16 protein-coding genes and 3 pseudogenes are annotated in these 16567 nt (G+C 40.5%); 2 read left to right on the top strand and 17 right to left on the bottom strand.

Annotated features, from left to right (window positions below; translation table 11 throughout):
- Positions 1-94: 94 nt before the first annotated feature.
- The 8 genes from fni to RWZ99_RS02865 all read right to left on the bottom strand — a co-directional run bounded on the left by fni (position 95) and on the right by RWZ99_RS02865 (position 7650).
- Complete coding sequence (fni, locus tag RWZ99_RS02900; protein WP_314676238.1) at positions 95-1102, bottom strand: type 2 isopentenyl-diphosphate Delta-isomerase; 1008 nt, start codon at positions 1100-1102, stop codon at positions 95-97.
- Positions 1103-1149: 47 nt separating this feature from the next.
- Positions 1150-2145 carry a phosphomevalonate kinase gene (locus tag RWZ99_RS02895; RefSeq protein WP_314676237.1) on the bottom strand — a complete coding sequence of 332 codons (996 nt, stop codon included), beginning with the start codon at positions 2143-2145 and terminating at the stop codon, positions 1150-1152.
- On the bottom strand, positions 2138-3082 hold the full coding sequence (gene mvaD / locus RWZ99_RS02890) for a diphosphomevalonate decarboxylase (RefSeq protein ID WP_314676236.1): 945 nt from the start codon (positions 3080-3082) through the stop codon (positions 2138-2140). Before mvaD ends, RWZ99_RS02895 begins: the two co-directional genes overlap by 8 nt.
- Positions 3064-3942, bottom strand: a complete 879-nt coding sequence (gene mvk, locus RWZ99_RS02885; protein WP_314676235.1) for a mevalonate kinase — start codon at positions 3940-3942, stop codon at positions 3064-3066. The genes mvaD and mvk overlap by 19 nt, the downstream gene beginning before the upstream one ends.
- 204 nt (positions 3943-4146) lie before the next feature.
- Positions 4147-5178 (bottom strand): glutathione S-transferase C-terminal domain-containing protein, encoded by a 1032-nt coding sequence (locus RWZ99_RS02880; RefSeq protein ID WP_314676234.1) that lies wholly within the window; start codon positions 5176-5178, stop codon positions 4147-4149.
- A 24-nt stretch (positions 5179-5202) separates the two neighbouring features.
- Complete coding sequence (locus RWZ99_RS02875; protein ID WP_314676233.1) at positions 5203-6159, bottom strand: glutathione S-transferase C-terminal domain-containing protein; 957 nt, start codon at positions 6157-6159, stop codon at positions 5203-5205.
- A gap of 144 nt (positions 6160-6303) precedes the next feature.
- Entirely contained in the window at positions 6304-6789 is a 486-nt protein-coding gene (locus tag RWZ99_RS02870; protein ID WP_314676232.1) for a GNAT family N-acetyltransferase, read from the bottom strand.
- A gap of 9 nt (positions 6790-6798) precedes the next feature.
- A complete protein-coding gene (locus tag RWZ99_RS02865) occupies positions 6799-7650 on the bottom strand; it encodes a transporter substrate-binding domain-containing protein (protein WP_314676231.1) in 852 nt (283 codons plus the stop codon).
- Positions 7651-7810: 160 nt separating this feature from the next.
- Here RWZ99_RS02865 and pepV point away from each other — a divergent pair, with 160 nt between their 5' ends.
- On the top strand, positions 7811-9220 hold the full coding sequence (gene pepV, locus RWZ99_RS02860) for a dipeptidase PepV (RefSeq protein WP_314676230.1): 1410 nt from the start codon (positions 7811-7813) through the stop codon (positions 9218-9220).
- Between the two features lie 53 nt (positions 9221-9273).
- On the opposite strand, the pseudogene RWZ99_RS09380 reads toward pepV, so the two are convergent.
- From RWZ99_RS09380 to RWZ99_RS02840, 5 genes and pseudogenes are all read right to left on the bottom strand, one after another.
- Positions 9274-9416: pseudogene (locus RWZ99_RS09380) on the bottom strand (FAD-containing oxidoreductase); the annotation flags it as partial.
- Positions 9417-9572: 156 nt separating this feature from the next.
- On the bottom strand, positions 9573-10343 hold the full coding sequence (locus RWZ99_RS02855) for a transporter substrate-binding domain-containing protein (RefSeq protein WP_314676229.1): 771 nt from the start codon (positions 10341-10343) through the stop codon (positions 9573-9575).
- A gap of 55 nt (positions 10344-10398) precedes the next feature.
- Positions 10399-11091: a gamma-glutamyl-gamma-aminobutyrate hydrolase family protein gene (locus tag RWZ99_RS02850; RefSeq protein ID WP_314676228.1), complete on the bottom strand. Its 693-nt coding sequence runs from the start codon at positions 11089-11091 to the stop codon at positions 10399-10401.
- Positions 11088-11305 (bottom strand): annotated as a pseudogene (locus tag RWZ99_RS02845) (amidohydrolase); the annotation flags it as partial. The pseudogene RWZ99_RS02845 and the gene RWZ99_RS02850, both read right to left, overlap by 4 nt.
- A 312-nt stretch (positions 11306-11617) precedes the next feature.
- Positions 11618-11770: a hypothetical protein gene (locus RWZ99_RS02840; RefSeq protein WP_399556045.1), complete on the bottom strand. Its 153-nt coding sequence runs from the start codon at positions 11768-11770 to the stop codon at positions 11618-11620.
- Between RWZ99_RS02840 and RWZ99_RS02835 the strand changes: the two are divergent.
- Positions 11768-12049, top strand: a pseudogene (locus tag RWZ99_RS02835) (nucleotidyltransferase family protein); the annotation flags it as partial. The gene RWZ99_RS02840 and the pseudogene RWZ99_RS02835 sit on opposite strands and share 3 nt — an antisense overlap.
- Before the next feature lie 218 nt (positions 12050-12267).
- On the opposite strand, the gene RWZ99_RS02830 reads toward RWZ99_RS02835, so the two are convergent.
- The 4 genes from RWZ99_RS02830 to RWZ99_RS02815 form a co-directional block, all read right to left on the bottom strand.
- The gene (locus RWZ99_RS02830; RefSeq protein ID WP_314676227.1) at positions 12268-13584 is read right to left on the bottom strand and encodes an FAD-containing oxidoreductase; all 1317 of its coding nucleotides are present in this window, start codon (positions 13582-13584) and stop codon (positions 12268-12270) included.
- 180 nt (positions 13585-13764) lie between these two features.
- Positions 13765-15108 carry a HAMP domain-containing sensor histidine kinase gene (locus RWZ99_RS02825; protein ID WP_314676226.1) on the bottom strand — a complete coding sequence of 448 codons (1344 nt, stop codon included), beginning with the start codon at positions 15106-15108 and terminating at the stop codon, positions 13765-13767.
- Positions 15080-15754, bottom strand: a complete 675-nt coding sequence (locus RWZ99_RS02820; RefSeq protein ID WP_314676225.1) for a response regulator transcription factor — start codon at positions 15752-15754, stop codon at positions 15080-15082. Before RWZ99_RS02820 ends, RWZ99_RS02825 begins: the two co-directional genes overlap by 29 nt.
- A 101-nt stretch (positions 15755-15855) precedes the next feature.
- Positions 15856-16425, bottom strand: a complete 570-nt coding sequence (locus tag RWZ99_RS02815) for a PepSY domain-containing protein (RefSeq protein ID WP_314676224.1) — start codon at positions 16423-16425, stop codon at positions 15856-15858.
- Between the last annotated feature and the right edge of the window lie 142 nt (positions 16426-16567).

The following is a 16567-nucleotide window of genomic DNA, read 5'->3' as shown; positions in this document are numbered from 1 at the left end:
TCACAGCGGAAAGTCTCGTTAAATGCTCGTTTAAATCAAGTCTAAACAAGATTAAAGTTATTTATCCTTTACCGGGGTTAAAGTAATGTCACCTTTATGACTTCTCTTGTTTGACATAAGTCCCTTGTAGCTTACCGTGTAGAATGTAATCAACAGATTTGAGCTCATCAACAGTCCGACAATCAAGGGCACACATGATGAGACGAAGGTCGTCCTTCCAGCCATTAACGATAGCCACAACCTTATTCACAGGGTAACGTTCCACCAATTCAAGGACAGTTCGTGAGAGGCCTACACCTTTTGCTCCTAGAACCAGACATTTAACCATATCAAGTGGGTTCCGCACGCCACCAGAGGCTAGGATTTCCACATTATCACGAAGGTCTTGGGCTTGCAAGAGGGTCTGGACGGTGCTTTGTCCCCAGTCATTGAGGTAATCACGGTTGCCGCCTCGACTATTTTCAATATAGGCAAAGCTAGTTCCCCCACGACCTGAGATATCCACAGTCTTGATGCCCTGAGACAAGGCGTAACGAATGGTTTCCACATCCATACCAAAGCCAACTTCCTTAAGCACAAGAGGAACCTCTATTTTCTGTGCATAAGCCGTCACATTTTCCTTCCAAGTGTGGAAAATACGCTCCCCCTCAGGCATGAGAAGCTCCTGCATAAGATTAACATGGAGCTGTAAAAAGACTGGATCCATAGCTTCCACCGTCTTAATCCCCAGGTCCACAGACTTATCAACACCGATATTGGTCGCAAGGTCTAAGTCTGGAAACTCTTGACGATAGTCAAAGGATTCCGGTGCCTCTCCCTTTAGAGCAGCACTGTAGGAACCCGTTACCATGAGAATACCTGTTCGGCTGGCCACCTCAGCTAGTTTTCGATTGACAGCGCCACCTTTGGCAGAACCACCCGTCATGGCATTAATATAAAAGGGAAATTCCCAATCTCGACCCGCAAAATGAGTGGATAAGTCAATCTGATCTAAATCATAAGTCGGTAGAGACTTGTGGATAAGTTCCATATCGTCAAAACTATTGTAGGGCGACTGGTACTTGAGGGCATAACGGATGTGATCGTCTTTACGATTTGTCATAGGTTATTTCTTTACTTTCTTGCGTGATTATATCTACTAAGCTGACCCTAAATCTCATACAAGAGCTCTATGCCTGCCTGTTGCCAGCGCTCAACTAGAATATCTCTGCTAGCTTGGTCAAATACAAAGGCGATACCGCAATCACCACCTCCAGCTCCAGAGGATTTAGCGATAGCATCAAGTCCTTGTTCAGCTTCTTTGAGTTTTTTTAGCTTGGCAACATAAATATCTGGACTCAATGATGTCAACTGGTCACTTACAGTTTGAAGACTGCTCTTAAGCAAATTCTTATTTCCTGTTTCCAGTGCCTTGATGGCGTCCTGGACGGCAAGTTCTGTTTCACTTAAATACTTGCTTGATATGCGAGATTTGGCCATTTTAACCATGTCTTTTGAAATAGCAGCTTGTTTGGTCCAACCCACCAAGAAGTGAGCCTTTAGTACTGAGACTACAGGACTGATACGATAACCCCAGTCGATTTCCAAAAGTTCGGATAGAGTCATTTGGTCTATAAGCCCTGCTATTTTTGCACGGTCAAAGGAGCGATAGGAAACCAAATCCTCGTATACGATACAAGCTAAATCTCCCATCGAACCCTTGTCTCCTCGTTTGAGGAGGGTGTAGCTAGCTAGCTTAAAGAGACTGTCTTTGGATAAATCTTTCTGAAGCGTAGCTGCCAAGGCCTTAAGGGTCAATACCACAACTGAACCAGATGAGCCAATACCAAATTTAACCCCATCTCGTTCTAACTTTCCAGTGATTGAAAGGTCCAGAGCGGGCAACTTCTCACCACAATAGCTCTCAAAAGTATTCAAAGCCTCTTGAATGAGGGCGTAATTTACGTCTGGCTCACGGCCCACACTGTAGTCAAACATGTCTGAGGTTAACTGGGTAGTTTGGGCTTCCTTGACCTCTGCTGACATAAAAATAGGAATAAATTGAATTAGGGCTGTCTGACCAGGTGTTAAGACTGAGTATTCTCCAGCAATGTAGAGTTTCCCACCTGTTTTTACTGTGACCTGATTGACCGACTGCTTAAGCATCTGGCAACTCCTTGGTACGTGAAACGATGACCTGATAGTCCTTACGGAAGTGGTCTGCTAGGCGGTCCAAGTCTTCTTCCAGACAAAGCACCTTAACATTTGGTCCTGCATCCATAGTGAAATAACATTGCTCACCAGAGGCACGGAGGGCCTTAACCTTGTCCATAGCCTGATAAGAGGCTTCCGTTAGATATGAAAATGGAGGGTTAGCCGTACGTGTTGTTTGGTGCATACGAAGGGCATTAGCTTCAGTGAGCTCACCGACCGCTTGGAAATCATTTGCTTTGAGATAGGCCAACATATCCTTATAATCAAGCTCAGACTGTTTAATCCACTCTGGGAAAGAAGTCGATGTTTCGGTACACAATTTCATACCGTCTCGACTTGATACGGGTTTCTTTTGATCTGTCAAGACCAACATAATCATGGCTAATTTGAGATCTGTTTCAACCGGGTAAACCTCACCACTATCCTTGTCCCAGGCTGCCAATGGGCCAAAGAAAGAACGTGATGAAGAGCCTGAAGCAAACTTGGCAATCTGAGCCAATTCAGACTGCGTTTTTCCTACTTGGAAGAGCTCGTTAGCGGCCTTGACCAAAGCTGAAAGACCTGAGGAACTTGATGATAGACCCGCTGCTGTTGGCATATTGTTCCACGTTTCGATTTTGACATACTGATTTGGATTAGTACGGAAGAGATCTAAAACCTTGCTGGCCTTAGTTGTCTCTTTTTCCCCTTGGAGCTCGTCATCGATATACATGACATCACTGGTCGCATCCTTGGGCAGAAAAGATAACTTGGTTTCCGTATACATATTTTCCAAAGTCAGTGAGATACTACTGGTTGAAGGAATCATACGCTCGGCATCCGCCTTACCCCAGTATTTGACAATAGCAATATTTGCGTACGATTGGACGCTTACAGGCTTTCTATCCACGTGTTTACGGCTCCTTTTTCTTGAAGTTTTTTTGCAATCGTTTGTGCTTGATCCTTGGTACTTGTTAGGGCAATAATACAGCCACCCAGTCCTCCACCTGACATCTTTGCTCCCAGTGCACCATGATTCAGGGCAGTTGCTACCAGAAGGTCCGACAAGTCACAAGACACGCCTAAAGATTTAAGATGATTATGGGCTTGAGACATGAGCTGTCCAAGGGTATGTTGGTCCTTAGCTTCGAGGGCTAGTTCCGCCTTCTGGCTTAATTCACCCAATTGGTTGAGGTCTGATAAGGCATCTAAACCAATGGCTTCAACCTTTTCCACAGCTTCACGGGTGTTTCCATGGATGCCCGTATCAGCAATAACCAGATAGGCACCTAGATTGACCTCAATTTCCTTGAAACCAATATTACGAGTAAAACTAATAGCTTGGTCACTCAAGCAGGTCTTAGCATCCAGACCACTCGGTTTACTATGGGCTATGGTCTCCGCCTGATGAACCAACATTTCCAAGGTCTCCCGGCTAAGCTCTTGATCGAAATAATCAAAGACCGCTCGAATTGCTGCAATGGCTACAGCCGCAGACGACCCCATGCCACGCTTTTCAGGGACGCTAGACTTAATAGCATAGCTAATAGGCTGATTCTTGATTTCCAGATAATTAAGGGCTGAAAATATAGCCGTCGTCAAGGGGTCTTGAGCCTTGAGCGTCAAAGGAGTCTCAGCCGCCTGAATCTGACAGACGACCTCAATATCCTTAAGAGGGAGAGCAAGGGCAGGATGACCATAAACGACCGAGTGCTCCCCCATCAAAATAATCTTACTGTGAGCCTTGCCCACTCCTACTTTCTTAGTCATAAGTTACACACACTCACAGACGCATTTGCAGGCGAGTGTCTTTCTAGATTTTTCATACAGATTATAGTGGTGTCTCAAGGTCAATCAACCTCCCTGTGTGGATTAAGAGCACCAATCTAAGGAATTTTCCTATGTCACTTCTATCTTATCATCAAAGCGCAAAAAAAGCGACATCTAACCCAGAGTGTCGCTTGTTTGATGACTTTAATCCACCAAGAATTTTTGATCTGGTGTTTTTGAAAGGTATTTACGCTTTTGAGGTGTTGACCAGATGGCATCAAAATCAATATCATCCGCAAAACGTGAGTTGAAATCCACAAAGAGTTTTTCTTTCTTGGTATCCCAACCACGGGCAATATCATGAAAATAAGTGTTATTTCTAAAGGCTGGGATTTCGTAAAGATCACGCGCATAGCCCCAGATATTTTCATACTCAGAGATACGTTTCTTAATCGGACCAAGGTTACGGTAATAATGTGTATCAAAACGTGCCAAGGTTACGAATAAACGGACATCGCTGTCTGTCACATAGTCACCAAAGAGGAAACGATTGGTAGCTAGGCGTTTTTCAAGTACATCCAAAGTAGTAAAGAAATCGTCAAAAGCCTCCTCATAAGCCACAATAGATTGGGCAAACATCATACGGTAAACCCCATTATTGATGTATGGGAAGAGAACATTATCATTAAGGTTATCAATATCCTCACGAAGTTCTTCAGGATAAAGGTTTGGTGCCCCTTCTTTATGGAAAGGTTTGAAGGCTGTCTCGAAATAGTTGGTCAAACGGTGGTAATCATTATTGGCAACCGTGTAGGTATCAAGATCAACCAAGGCTGGAACGGTAGAACGTCCTGTGTAATCGGGATCTGCACGGTAATAAAATTCTGCCAAAAATTCTGCTCCTGTTTCAGGATCCTTAAGGTCTTCATCATAGACAAATTCCCAACCATATTTACGACGTTCAGGATCTTCAGTGTGACCTACCTGATTGACTGAGATGACATCCTCCAATCCAAGCAATTCACGTACGATGGAAGCACGGTTAGACCAGTGGCAACCTCGCGCCCAAAAGAGTCGGTACTTGCCTTTTTCTGCCTTGAGTTGTCCTTTCCCATCTCCAAATGGTGTTGTGAAGCGATTTGGTTGGCGTTGAAAGGCACCACGTTCATCAATCTCCGTCTTAGTTTCAACGGGACGTATTTTAAGTGTAACTGGTTTAATATCTTTTTTGGTCATAACATTCTCCTTGTTCTATTTCTTTTACTGATACTGGCGACTAGTCCTATCCTGAGGTTCTAGCCACTCCTTTTCATCTGGACCCTTAGGTAAAATCTGATGTGGGTTGTCAATGGCACTTAGATGATAGTGTTTCTTAATATGATCAAACTTGGTGGTCTCACGGAAGGCTGGCAACTGGTAGAGGTCACGAGCATAAGCCCAGAGATTTGGAAAATCCACCAGGCGATTACGGTTACAACGAAAACCATTATAGTAAGCCGCATCAAAACGAGCCAAGGTCACATAAAGACGAATATCTGAATCTGTCACTTGATTTCCGAATAAATAACGAGAGTGTGACAAGCGTTCTTCTAACTCATCCAGACGAGTAAAGAGACTATCATAAGCCTCCTCATAGGCTTCCTGACTCGTAGCAAATCCAGCCTTATAAACACCATTATTGATATCATTGAAAATAACTTCATTAAGGGCATCAATATCTTTTCGCAATGACTCTGGGTACAAATCAGGAGCATCATCCTTATGCAAATCTTTCCAGTCTGTCTCCCAAAACTTGAGAAGATTATAAAAATCGTTATTAACGACTTGACCGGTCTCCACATCAACAAGGGCAGGCACTGTATATCGCCCTTGATAATCAGGGGCTGTCTTCAGATAAAGCTCACTGAGATAGGCTACTCCTAGCACAGGGTCCTTACCATTAGGATCTATACTAAAAGCCCAATCGGTACGTCCAATACCAGTCGGTCTGACAGGATCCACAATACCTATGGTCAAAGCATCCTCAAGTCCTAAGAGTTTCAGTGCAATTAATTGACGATGAGCCCAAGGACAGGCATAAGAAACGATGAGACGATAACGATCCTTTGCCACAGGCAGCTGCCCTTGCTCACTGCCAAAGGGAGTTAGGAATTGTGTTTTCTGTCGTTGAAAACGCCCCGAGGCATCTACCTCACCTTTCACAAAATCTGTTGCCATTAGCGAGTCCTCCATGCATTCTCATAAGAGAGAAAAGTCATATCTTCTGCTAGATAACCGCTAATTTGCAAAGACTTCAAGTGTTTCAACTCTAGATGAGTATCACTCTCTTGTTTAAATAAGACTGTCCAAATTCTCTTCATCCTAATACCTCCCAATCTCACTCTCAAAACGATAACCTGTTGGTAAAAAGAAACCTTCGTCTTCCATCCATTTTAAGCCCTCCTCTGAACCATGGCTAAAATGCGAGAAGGCTGTTTTATTGCGTCTAAAACCATATTTTTCATAGAGAGTCAAGGTCTGTGGATGGGTATAGAGAATAATGTTAGTCCCTTTTAACTTTTCTAGCAATAAAGTGATAATGGTATGACCCACATGCTGACCCTGGTAAGCACTATCCACAGCGACATTATAAATAGCAGACTGAGACACAAAGTCGGTCAAAGCACGACCAACGCCGATTACACGATCACCGTCCTTGATAAAGATAGTCACATCACTATTACGGAAGGCTTTTTCAGTGTTAGGAACATCTGTCTCCTTAGCTAGTCCAGCTGAATGAAGGACCTCAGCTACCTCCTGAAAATTCACCTTATTCACATCCGTCTCAATCTGATATGCAAATGTCATCTCATCCTCCTATTTGTCGTAGCTTGGCGAATAGTCCGTGCCAAAGTATTTCTCATTGATTTTCTTAGAGGTACCGTCTTCAATCACTTCTTTAAGTGCCTTATTAACATCCTTGGTCAATTGTGTTTCTTCTTTACCAAGCACGAAGTAGCTATAAGGCTCTGCCATAAGATCAGTTGAAAGACTGCCTGAAATATCCTTACCTACCAAGTCAAGGTCATATTCCTTTTGATAATAGGCAAACATTGGCTTGTCCATAACCAAGAAGTCATACTTACCGCTCTCAACGCTTTGCAACTGAGATTTGAGATCTTCTGAGCTGTAGTTAAGGGCGATTTCCTTGTCTGGATTGGACTTGTTGTACTCTTCGATGGCTGTTGTTGAGTTTACCCCAGCTGATCCTACTGTCGAAAGTCCAGCTAAATCAGCCCATGTGCTAGCTTCTTTGGCCTTGCTATTACCTTTTTTAAAGATCACAACATAGGAATTTTTAAAAATCGGATCTGAAAATTGATAATTCTTCTCACGTTCCTCATTTTTAGCGAGATTATTCACCGCAATCTGGTAACGCCCTGAGCTAAGACCTGAAAACATTGAGGCAAATTCAACTTTTGTAATTTCCAATTTATATTGTGGCAGTCTGTCAAAAACAGCCTTGAGCAATTCGATATTGTGTCCTGTCAACTTGCCATCTTCTTCAAAAGTAAAAGGTTTAGGATTTCCTCCAGTTGCTGCAATAACTGTTGTTTGTTTTTGAGCCTTCTCTGTCTTAGTTGCCGAAGAATGATTACCACAAGCAACAAGCAAACCTGTTATTGCTAGTCCTAATAGACCAAATAAAACTTTCTTTTGTATTTTCATTAGCCGTCTCCTAATTTGTAATATAACTATCTTATCACTCGCTACAAGACTTGCATAATCTTAATTATTTATCGCCCGCCATAAATAATTTTTATATAGCCTTCTCTAGAGTTTTACACTGATATAGAGTAGTATAAAGGTAAGAATACGGAGGTAACTTATGACAAACTGGGAAACCATCATTGCTCCCTATAAAGAAGCTTTACTAGCTGATTTACAAGGTCTCTTAAAAATCCCTTCAGTAAAAGACCCTGAAACAGCATCCCCTAGTGCTCCATTTGGAGAAGGGATTCAAAAAGCACTTGAGTACATGCTAGCTTTGGGGCAAAGGGACGGCTTTAGCACAAAAGATATTGACCATTATGCTGGACATCTTGAAATAGGACATGGTGAAAAGCTTCTAGGTATTTTAAGCCATTTAGATGTTGTACCGGCTGATGCGACTAAATGGCAAACGGATCCTTTTACACCCATCCTAAAAGATGGAAAACTGTTTGCAAGAGGTGCTCTCGATGATAAAGGTCCTACGCTTATGGCCTATTATGCTGTTAAGATTCTGAAAGAACAAGGCTACCACTTCAACCAACGTATTCGGCTGATTTATGGTACAGATGAAGAAAATGATTGGCGAGGGGTGGCTCATTATTTCAAAAAGGAAGATATGCCTGATTTTGGAATTGTTCCAGACGGTATCTTTCCTATGATTTATGCTGAAAAAGGGGTTGCCTCTTTGTCTTTTAAAAAAGTTGTCAACTCTCAGCAGCTCCTTAAGTTTCATGCTGGACAGGCCTACAATGTTGTTGCTGATTTGGCGTCGGCTGAACTTGATTTTCCAGAAAATCTACAAGATGCTTTTGAGACCTACTTAAACGAAAACAACTTAAAAGGACAATGGGAAAAGGACGAGAGCAAACAAATACTCACTCTTTATGGAAAATCAGCGCACGCTGCCGATCCTTCACAAGGTATCAATGCAGGCTTATATCTGGTTCATTTCCTAAATCAGTTGGCACTAGATCAAAATGCCAAAGAGTTTTTAGCAATCGTTGACAACTATTTTTGGCAGGATACCAGCGGTAAAAAACTAGGAATCTTTCATCAAGATAAAGAATTAGGAGATACTACTCTTAATACAGCTTTTATCACCTTAGAAAATAAACAAGCTTCAATAGGAATCAATTGGCGTTACCCAGCTAGCCTTAGCTTTGACAAGACTTGGTCCATTTTTAAAACATGGGCAAATCAAACCAAACTAGATGTAAGCCTTATATCCCACCAAAAACCAAGCCATGCTAAGACCGATAGTCCTGAGGTCCAAACCTTGCTAAATACCTACCGTAAACTCACCAAAGACCAAACACCACCACTAGCTATAGGGGGGATTACCTATGGACGCGTCTTTGATAGAGGAATCACCTTTGGACCAGCTTTTTTAGGAAAAAAAGCCACCCTTCACCAACCCAATGAATATATTGAATTAGATGATTTGTGGAAGGCTTTAGTCATCTACCTAGAAGCCCTTTATCTACTAGCAACCGAAGAGGGTAGCGCTTCTCTAAAATCAGAATAAAAACGAAAATGAGTCTAGACAAAAGCTAGCACTCATTTTCGTTTTTTTGGTTTTTAAATCGCAAATAAATCTTCAAATCCTCAGCCAGCGTTGGGTGAGTAAATATCTGTTTAGACAAATCCGTATAAAGAATACGACGAGTTACAGCTAGAGTGATCAGAGTGATTAGCTCGTATGCCTCTTCTGAAAAGAGCGTTCTTTTATCACGAAAGAATAAGACTTGCATAGATGTGCTAGGTAACTTAAAGAGACACAAAAAGTCTAGCCAATTGGCTAGACTTGATAGTTTTAAAAGACAATCAAACAAACGTGGCCTTTGCTTGATAAGAGTAATCATTTTGTTTAGTTATTCTTATTTTTCAATATCCTCTTTTTTAGGAGCATAATCAGCACCAAAGAATTTCTTTGTCAATTTAGAAATGGTTCCATCTGCATAAAGTTCTTTAATACGTTTATTCACAAAACTTTGTAGGTCTTCGTTATCTTTAGTAAAGATGTAGTAAATATAAGGAACATCATCAGAAGCAATATCAATCGTTTTCAAGTTATCAAGACCTTGATCTTTGATAATCGAATTGACAGATGGGGCATCAAAAATTTTGAAATCATATTTTCCATCATTAACATTGTGAAGGATTTTAGTGATATCTTCATTCGTATAATCAATGGTTACTTTGTCTGCATGCTCTTTATTGTAATCTTCTAAAAATTGAGCTGTTGTTGTTCCTGATACCGCTTGTGATGAGTGTCCTCCAATATCATCGATACTCTTGATATCAGATTTCTTATCAACAGCTAAGACTGATGGTGTTGAGGCTGTTGGAAGAGAGTAAAGGTATTTTTCGGCACGTTCTTTTGTATAGCTGGTATTATTTCCAAGCATATCGAATTTTCCTGCATCAAGACCTGGGTATTGCGCAGTTCCTTCAACCTTTTGGAATTTGAGGGTGTATTTATCAGAATCCTTGAAAATCGCACGCGCTAATTCGATGTCATAACCTGTCAATTCTCCCTTACTATCTGCATAAGAAAAAGGTCTTGTCGTTCCTACTGTCGCCATGGTAATCTCTTTTTTAGCTGTTTCTTTTTTTGATGAGCAACCGACCAAGAAAAGCCCTGCCAAGAAAAGCGTTCCTGATACTAGTGCGATTTTTCTCCTTTTAGTTCCTAATTCCTAATTAAAACGATTTAACAAAATAGTCAAACAACCCTTGATCTGCCAGCTCCTTATGACCTAGCAAGAATTCTGGGTGCCATTGAACACCAATGAACTTGTGGCCGGATTGACTTTCGACACCTTCAATCACATCATCATTTTGACTCCTTGCAGTCACCTTCAAATGAGAAGCCACATCTTTTAGACTCTGACGGTGAACCGAATTAACGATTTGTGTTTTTCCGTAGATTTTTCGTAGCTGACTTTCTTCATCCGTCGTAATCTTATGCGCTAGTTCAAAAGGTGGCAGATCTCCATGTCCTTTGATGTCTTGATTTAAGGTACCACCTGTCACTACATTGTAAAGTTGCATCCCACGACAAACACCGAGTATCGGTTTATTCTGGGCTAAAGCTTCCTTAATGAGAGCTTCTTCCCAAATGTCTCTCGCTAAGAAGTAATCTTTACTATCAGTCTTTTTCTCTTCACCGTAAAAACTGGGATCTACATTTTGGCCGCCAGATAAAATTAACTTATCAATCTTTTTTACATAGTCATGTGCCAATTCTGGATTGCTAATAGGCAAGTAAACGGGAATACCCCCAGCTCGTTTGACTCCATCAGCAAACAAGGTACTAACTGATAAATGAATAATAGGACTACCTTCGGTAAATGGTCTTTCATTACTTGTAATCCCTACTAAAGGAATGGTCATTGATTCTTCTCCTTATAATAATCAAGCAAGAGCAAGGCATTTTCAACATAATAATGAACTGCTACAGATAAAGCCTCATCTTTGACAATAAAGTCATCATGATGCCAATCTGGTGCATCTGGTTCTCCATCAGAGCCAACAAAAGCAAAGACGCCTGGAACTTTTCTTGATAGTCCGCAAAGTCTTCTCCTCCTGTTGATGGCGTATCTTTCACAAACTTTCATAAAAGACTTTTGTCATCTACTACCTTACTTTCACAGTTTTAAATCAAGCTTTAGTTAAATTGTTTTTATCATACCATTCTGCTCCTTACCTGAAAAATCAAAAAAACTTATGGTCTGCCATAAATTTTTCTTATATATCTCAAAAATAGCGTAGGTATCGGGTTTTAAACATAATATGGGGTGATAAAAGAAAGCTATCAAGTCTTTGAAATCATTAATCACCGATAAAAAAGCTGTGATAGGTCTAAATCCTCTTTAAAGCTAGTTTAAGCAACCTTTTAAAATCTCTTTTTCATCATCTGTCAAACTGCGATAAGTGCCAGACCTTCTGTATCACGGTCAAGTCCCCCAACTGGATAAAGTTCTAATCGCTTTTCCTTAGCAAGAAGTAAACCAATCACTGTTTGGTCTTCCTTGTCTCTGTGAACCTTGCCCACTCGTACTTTCTTGGTCATATGAACATTCACAGTCCTAATACTGAAAAGTATATCAGCTCTACAGATGCTGTTTCAAAATTTCCCGAAAAATGTACTGCCATAGCTGCTAGACTAAATGACAATCAGGAACTAGAGGTATTTATTCCTTTCGGAACAGACGATTTGACTAACTTCAGAGTCTCACCCACACCACATTACTTTTCAGATAAAGAACGACAAACGGTCTATAACGAGAGAGTGAAAAAGAAAAATTGGAACACAATCTGGCCAAATATTTCTATAGCAATTATCAAATAGATTAACCTATGATTTGAGATTTACTTTTTACAAGACTTTCCGCTGTGAGAAAAGTTCCTGAAACATAATAGTTTCAGGAACTCGGAATTTTTGAGACCTTAGGCTCAAAAATTAGTCATGGAACTTCGAAGAAGGTCGCTGACGACCGGAATCACCTAAGGAAAGTCTTAAAAAATTTTTCTTCTATATTAAAAAAGAGCCTCTCAGCTCTTTTCATGTTATATCGCAAACAAATCGTTTAGGTTCTCAGCCATAGTTGGGTGAGTGAAGATTTGCTTAGCCAAATCTGTGTATGGGATACCATGGTTCATAGCTAGGGTAATCAAATTGATAATTTCATGAGATTCTTGACCAAAGAGGGTCACTCCCAAGATTTCCTTAGTTTCGGGATTTACTACAGCTTTGAAGGCACCACGCAAATCACCGTTCACATGACCACGAGGCATGCCAGCAACTGGAAGTTCCTTGACAGCAACTGGTCCACCTGCTGCTCTGGCTTGATCTTCAGTAAGGCCAACTTGAGCCAAAGGTGGATTGAGGAACATAGCAGTTGGAACAGCTCCACGTGTTTCAAGGTTATAGCTACCATCACCCGTTAAGTAATTAAAGACAATACGGAAATCATCTAATGAGATGTAAGTGAATTGAAGTCCACCATTAACATCACCCACTGCAAAGACACCCGGAACACTTGTTTCCAAATGCTTATTAACCTGGATACCACCACGTTCAGTCAAAGCGATATCGGTATTTTCCAAGTGAAGAGGTTCAATATTAGGCTTGCGTCCTGTCGCATAGAGGAGTGCGTCAAAACGGAAGTCCCCTTTATCAGTAACAACGACAACTTCATCACCATCATTCTTAACTTCGGAAGTTTTAACACCTTGCTCAAAGACAATGCCATCCTCTTCCATGTATTCCTTGGCCAACTTAGCAATAGATGGCTCTACACGTGGCAAGAAGCTAGTCGCTGCATCCAAGACAGTCACTTGGCTTCCCAAACGGTTATAAAGGCCAGCAAATTCAAGCCCGATATTACCACCACCTAGGACACCTAGGCGTTTTGGCAAGGCTTCAAGGGTTTGAATGCCAGTTGAATCGTAGACATGCTCAGCTGTTGTCAACCCAGGAATAGGTAAGACATTAGACACAGCACCTGTATTGATGACAATAGTCTCAGCTGTAAGCTCCTGACGGTCATCACCAGCCACCACTTCGATAACCTTATTTGACACGAAATGTGCCTCTGCATCAATGACATCAACGCCATTGTCTGCCAACATTTTATAATTCTTAGCATTAAGACGACTAGTCACCGCACCACGTTCTTTCATGGTATCGTCAAATGACCAGCCCTTTTCAGCCGCTACAATCATAGTCTTGGTTGGGATACACGCAATATTAATGCAAGTACCACCATACATAGCTTTACTGCGCTCGATGACAGCAACTTTCTTACCAGCCGCATTCATCTTAGCAGCCAACGTTTTACCGGCTTTACCAAAACCGATAACAATCAAATCATAGTTTAACATCTCTGTATCCTCCTATCTACTGCCATTCTATCATTTAATTTTTCAGACTGCACTTATCTGAACCGGAAAATAAAAAGGGGAAGTTTAAGAACCTCCCCCTAGTTCAATATAGCAGCTAAACCGTAAGTCTTCAAAATAGTCTAGCTAGAAATAACCACTTTTTAGACTCATCCAATATCCCTAATCACATAGAGGGAAACGAATCATAAAGCTACTACCAACGTCTTCTTTAGACTGAATATCAAGTTCGGCCCGGTGTAACTCTGCAATGTCTTTGACAAAGGATAACCCTAAGCCAACCCCACTATTAAGTGACTTGTTTCGAGAATCTTCGACCTGATAAAAACGGTCCCAGATTTTATTGAGCTGATCTTCTGAGATACCCATACCATCATCTACCACTTTTAAAAGAACCTGATTGTCCTCCCTTTCAAGAGTAATGGAAATACTAGTACGAGTATATTTCATGGCATTACTAAGTAGGTTATCGAGCATTCGGATGACGAGTAACTTCTCACCCTTTATCCATAAACTGGGTTCGATGGCTACTTTAACATGAATAGCTGATTCTGCCCACTTTCTTTCTTGTGCCTGGCAAAATTCTGATACCAGGTTTGACAGAGATAGTCGGTCTAAATCAGTCCAATTGAGTTGCTGTGTTTTAGATAACTCTAAAATTTGCTCCGTCATGTTTTTCATTAATTTTGCTTGACGATTGACGATAGCAAGCGATTCTTTTGATTCTTCTAAACTATCAGCATATTTTGAACCGAACTCACTTTCTGACAAGATGACAGAAAGGGGTGTCCTAAGTTCATGAGAAACATTTTGATTGAACTGCTTTTCTTTATCAAAAGAATACTGGACCGAAGATATCATGCCATTAAAAACCTTGGTCAATCGCGTCGTTTCAACATAAGACTGTTTATAGGAAGAAGAAACTCGTTTAGTGTAATCTCTACTTTCTGTTATCTCTTCTGCCATCTGAGTGACATCCTTAATTGGCAAAAAGGCTCGTTTTAAAATTCGACGTCCCATCCATGTCATACCAAGAATTGAAATAGGAGCAAGAATGGCTAAGGAAATTAAAAACAAGGTTAATTCCTTACTGAGTCCAGATGCGGTCCTAACACCCCGAATCCACTTCCCTTTTTTAGCATTATAAACATCGTAATAATAATAGTTCGTTTGTGATCCCTTGTAGGTAGATAATTTTCCAGACTCAAATGAAGCATTCACATCAAAACCACTTGGGAGTGACCCTTTTTCAAAGACTTTATTTTGACTGTAAAGGGCGAAATAAATACCATCATCAAAGGACTCAAAGTCTTCAAGGTCCGTGGACAATCCTACCGTTTCTTGTTCCAATTCACTTCGTGACACATAGTCAGACCAAGTTCCCGATATGATAAAAGAGGCCACAAACATGACAATAAATAGTAAGGAGACAAACACTGTATACCAAAGTGTTACCTTCGAAATAATAGAGGGTTGTTTAGTGTGATTCTTCATTTTTGAAAACATAGCCCATCCCCCTCTTTGTCTGAATGATTGATGGATCGCCCAATTTCTTTCGAATATTCTTGACTAGCACATCGATAATATTGGATTCTCCCACATAATCAAAATCCCAAATATGCTCGCGAATCTGCTCCCTACTTAAAACAAGATTCGGATGTCTAACCAAACACTCAAGAAGCGAAAATTCCTTGGCGGTTAAGTCAATCAGCTGGCCATTTTGAGTCAAGGTCTTTTTGACAAAGTCCAGGCAGTAGTCTCCAAAAACGACTCTACTGGTTAGGTTTTCTCTATTATCTCTTCGAAGCATAACACGAATTCTAGCTAATAATTCATCGAATTCAAAAGGCTTTACGAGATAGTCATCCGCACCAGCATCCAAACCAGTCACCTTGTCCTCTAGTGTATCTTTAGCCGTTAACAACAAAAGCGGTGTCTTAATATGATGATTTCTCAAGTAGGACAATACACCCAAACCATCTAATTTAGGCATCATAATATCTGAAATAATCACATCATACTGTGAAACTTTGATGTAATCCAATGCCTCTTGACCATCATAAGCCGAATCAACACTGTATTTTTGTGTCTTTAATAACTTCACTATGCTTCTGTTCAAGTCAACTTCATCTTCAATTACTAATATTTTCATAGACATCTACTCCCATTCACTTATCTCATATTATACCATGTTCGTATAAAAAATCTCGGCTAGTTAAAGGCTAGTCGAGATTTTTGTTTTTATAACAATAATTAATCATTGTCTGTTTCAATGTCTTCTTCTACAAGGTTGCCTGTATTAGCATCAAGTTCAAGATCAATTTCTTTGTTCCCCTCAGTTATACTAACGTCATAGACGAGCGTGTTATCCTCTACATCTAACTGTACTTTTTCAATAGTCGCATTAGGATATTTAGATTTCACTTGGCTTTCAGCTTCAGCTAAATCAATCTTGTAACTAGCATCAATCAATTGCTTATCATCCTCATCCTTGGTCAAATCTTTAGTTTTAGACTTCAAGACATCTCCGGTCTGGCCATCAATTTTGTATTCCTTCTCATTTTGACCATCAAGTATCGTGATTTCAAAAACAGTTTTTCCAGACTTAGCCTCTTGCTCATAACCGATTACCTGACCACTTTTTGATTCATTGAGAGCTTTTTCTTTGGCCTGATCAACCGTCAAACTTGAGTTAGTTCCTGTCTCAGTGTTGTTTGTAGCCTTATCAGTATTGGCAAATACCACTACTGAACTGAAGACAAGACCTGAAAGAGTGAGAGTTGTAAGTGTGATAAATGCTTTTTGTTTAAATGTTTTTTTCATGATATGTTCCAACTTTCTTTTTATTAACTTATCAAGTTTCTCTTGATGATTTTATTTTAGCCAAGAAAGATGAATCTAAAATGAATAAATAACTTTTTTACTATTTTTTTGAGAGAGTGAGTAGTCCAACTTTATTTATATG

The sequence above is a fragment of the uncultured Streptococcus sp. genome, from assembly GCF_963545685.1.
Lineage (GTDB): Bacteria > Bacillota > Bacilli > Lactobacillales > Streptococcaceae > Streptococcus.
The sequence above is the reverse complement of the archived record's forward strand: the minus strand, read 5'-3'. Positions and strand labels throughout refer to the sequence as shown.

Coding starts and splice junctions, on each gene's coding strand:
- fni (WP_314676238.1), bottom strand. CDS start 1,102: ATGACAAATCGTAAAGACGATCACATCCGTTATGCCCTCAAGTACCAG.
- RWZ99_RS02895 (WP_314676237.1), bottom strand. CDS start 2,145: ATGCTTAAGCAGTCGGTCAATCAGGTCACAGTAAAAACAGGTGGGAAA.
- mvk (WP_314676235.1), bottom strand. CDS start 3,942: ATGACTAAGAAAGTAGGAGTGGGCAAGGCTCACAGTAAGATTATTTTG.
- RWZ99_RS02880 (WP_314676234.1), bottom strand. CDS start 5,178: ATGACCAAAAAAGATATTAAACCAGTTACACTTAAAATACGTCCCGTT.
- RWZ99_RS02875 (WP_314676233.1), bottom strand. CDS start 6,159: ATGGCAACAGATTTTGTGAAAGGTGAGGTAGATGCCTCGGGGCGTTTT.
- RWZ99_RS02870 (WP_314676232.1), bottom strand. CDS start 6,789: ATGACATTTGCATATCAGATTGAGACGGATGTGAATAAGGTGAATTTT.
- RWZ99_RS02865 (WP_314676231.1), bottom strand. CDS start 7,650: ATGAAAATACAAAAGAAAGTTTTATTTGGTCTATTAGGACTAGCAATA.
- pepV (WP_314676230.1), top strand. CDS start 7,811: ATGACAAACTGGGAAACCATCATTGCTCCCTATAAAGAAGCTTTACTA.
- RWZ99_RS02850 (WP_314676228.1), bottom strand. CDS start 11,091: ATGACCATTCCTTTAGTAGGGATTACAAGTAATGAAAGACCATTTACC.
- RWZ99_RS02840 (WP_399556045.1), bottom strand. CDS start 11,770: ATGACCAAGAAAGTACGAGTGGGCAAGGTTCACAGAGACAAGGAAGAC.
- RWZ99_RS02830 (WP_314676227.1), bottom strand. CDS start 13,584: ATGTTAAACTATGATTTGATTGTTATCGGTTTTGGTAAAGCCGGTAAA.
- RWZ99_RS02825 (WP_314676226.1), bottom strand. CDS start 15,108: ATGTTTTCAAAAATGAAGAATCACACTAAACAACCCTCTATTATTTCG.
- RWZ99_RS02820 (WP_314676225.1), bottom strand. CDS start 15,754: ATGAAAATATTAGTAATTGAAGATGAAGTTGACTTGAACAGAAGCATA.
- RWZ99_RS02815 (WP_314676224.1), bottom strand. CDS start 16,425: ATGAAAAAAACATTTAAACAAAAAGCATTTATCACACTTACAACTCTC.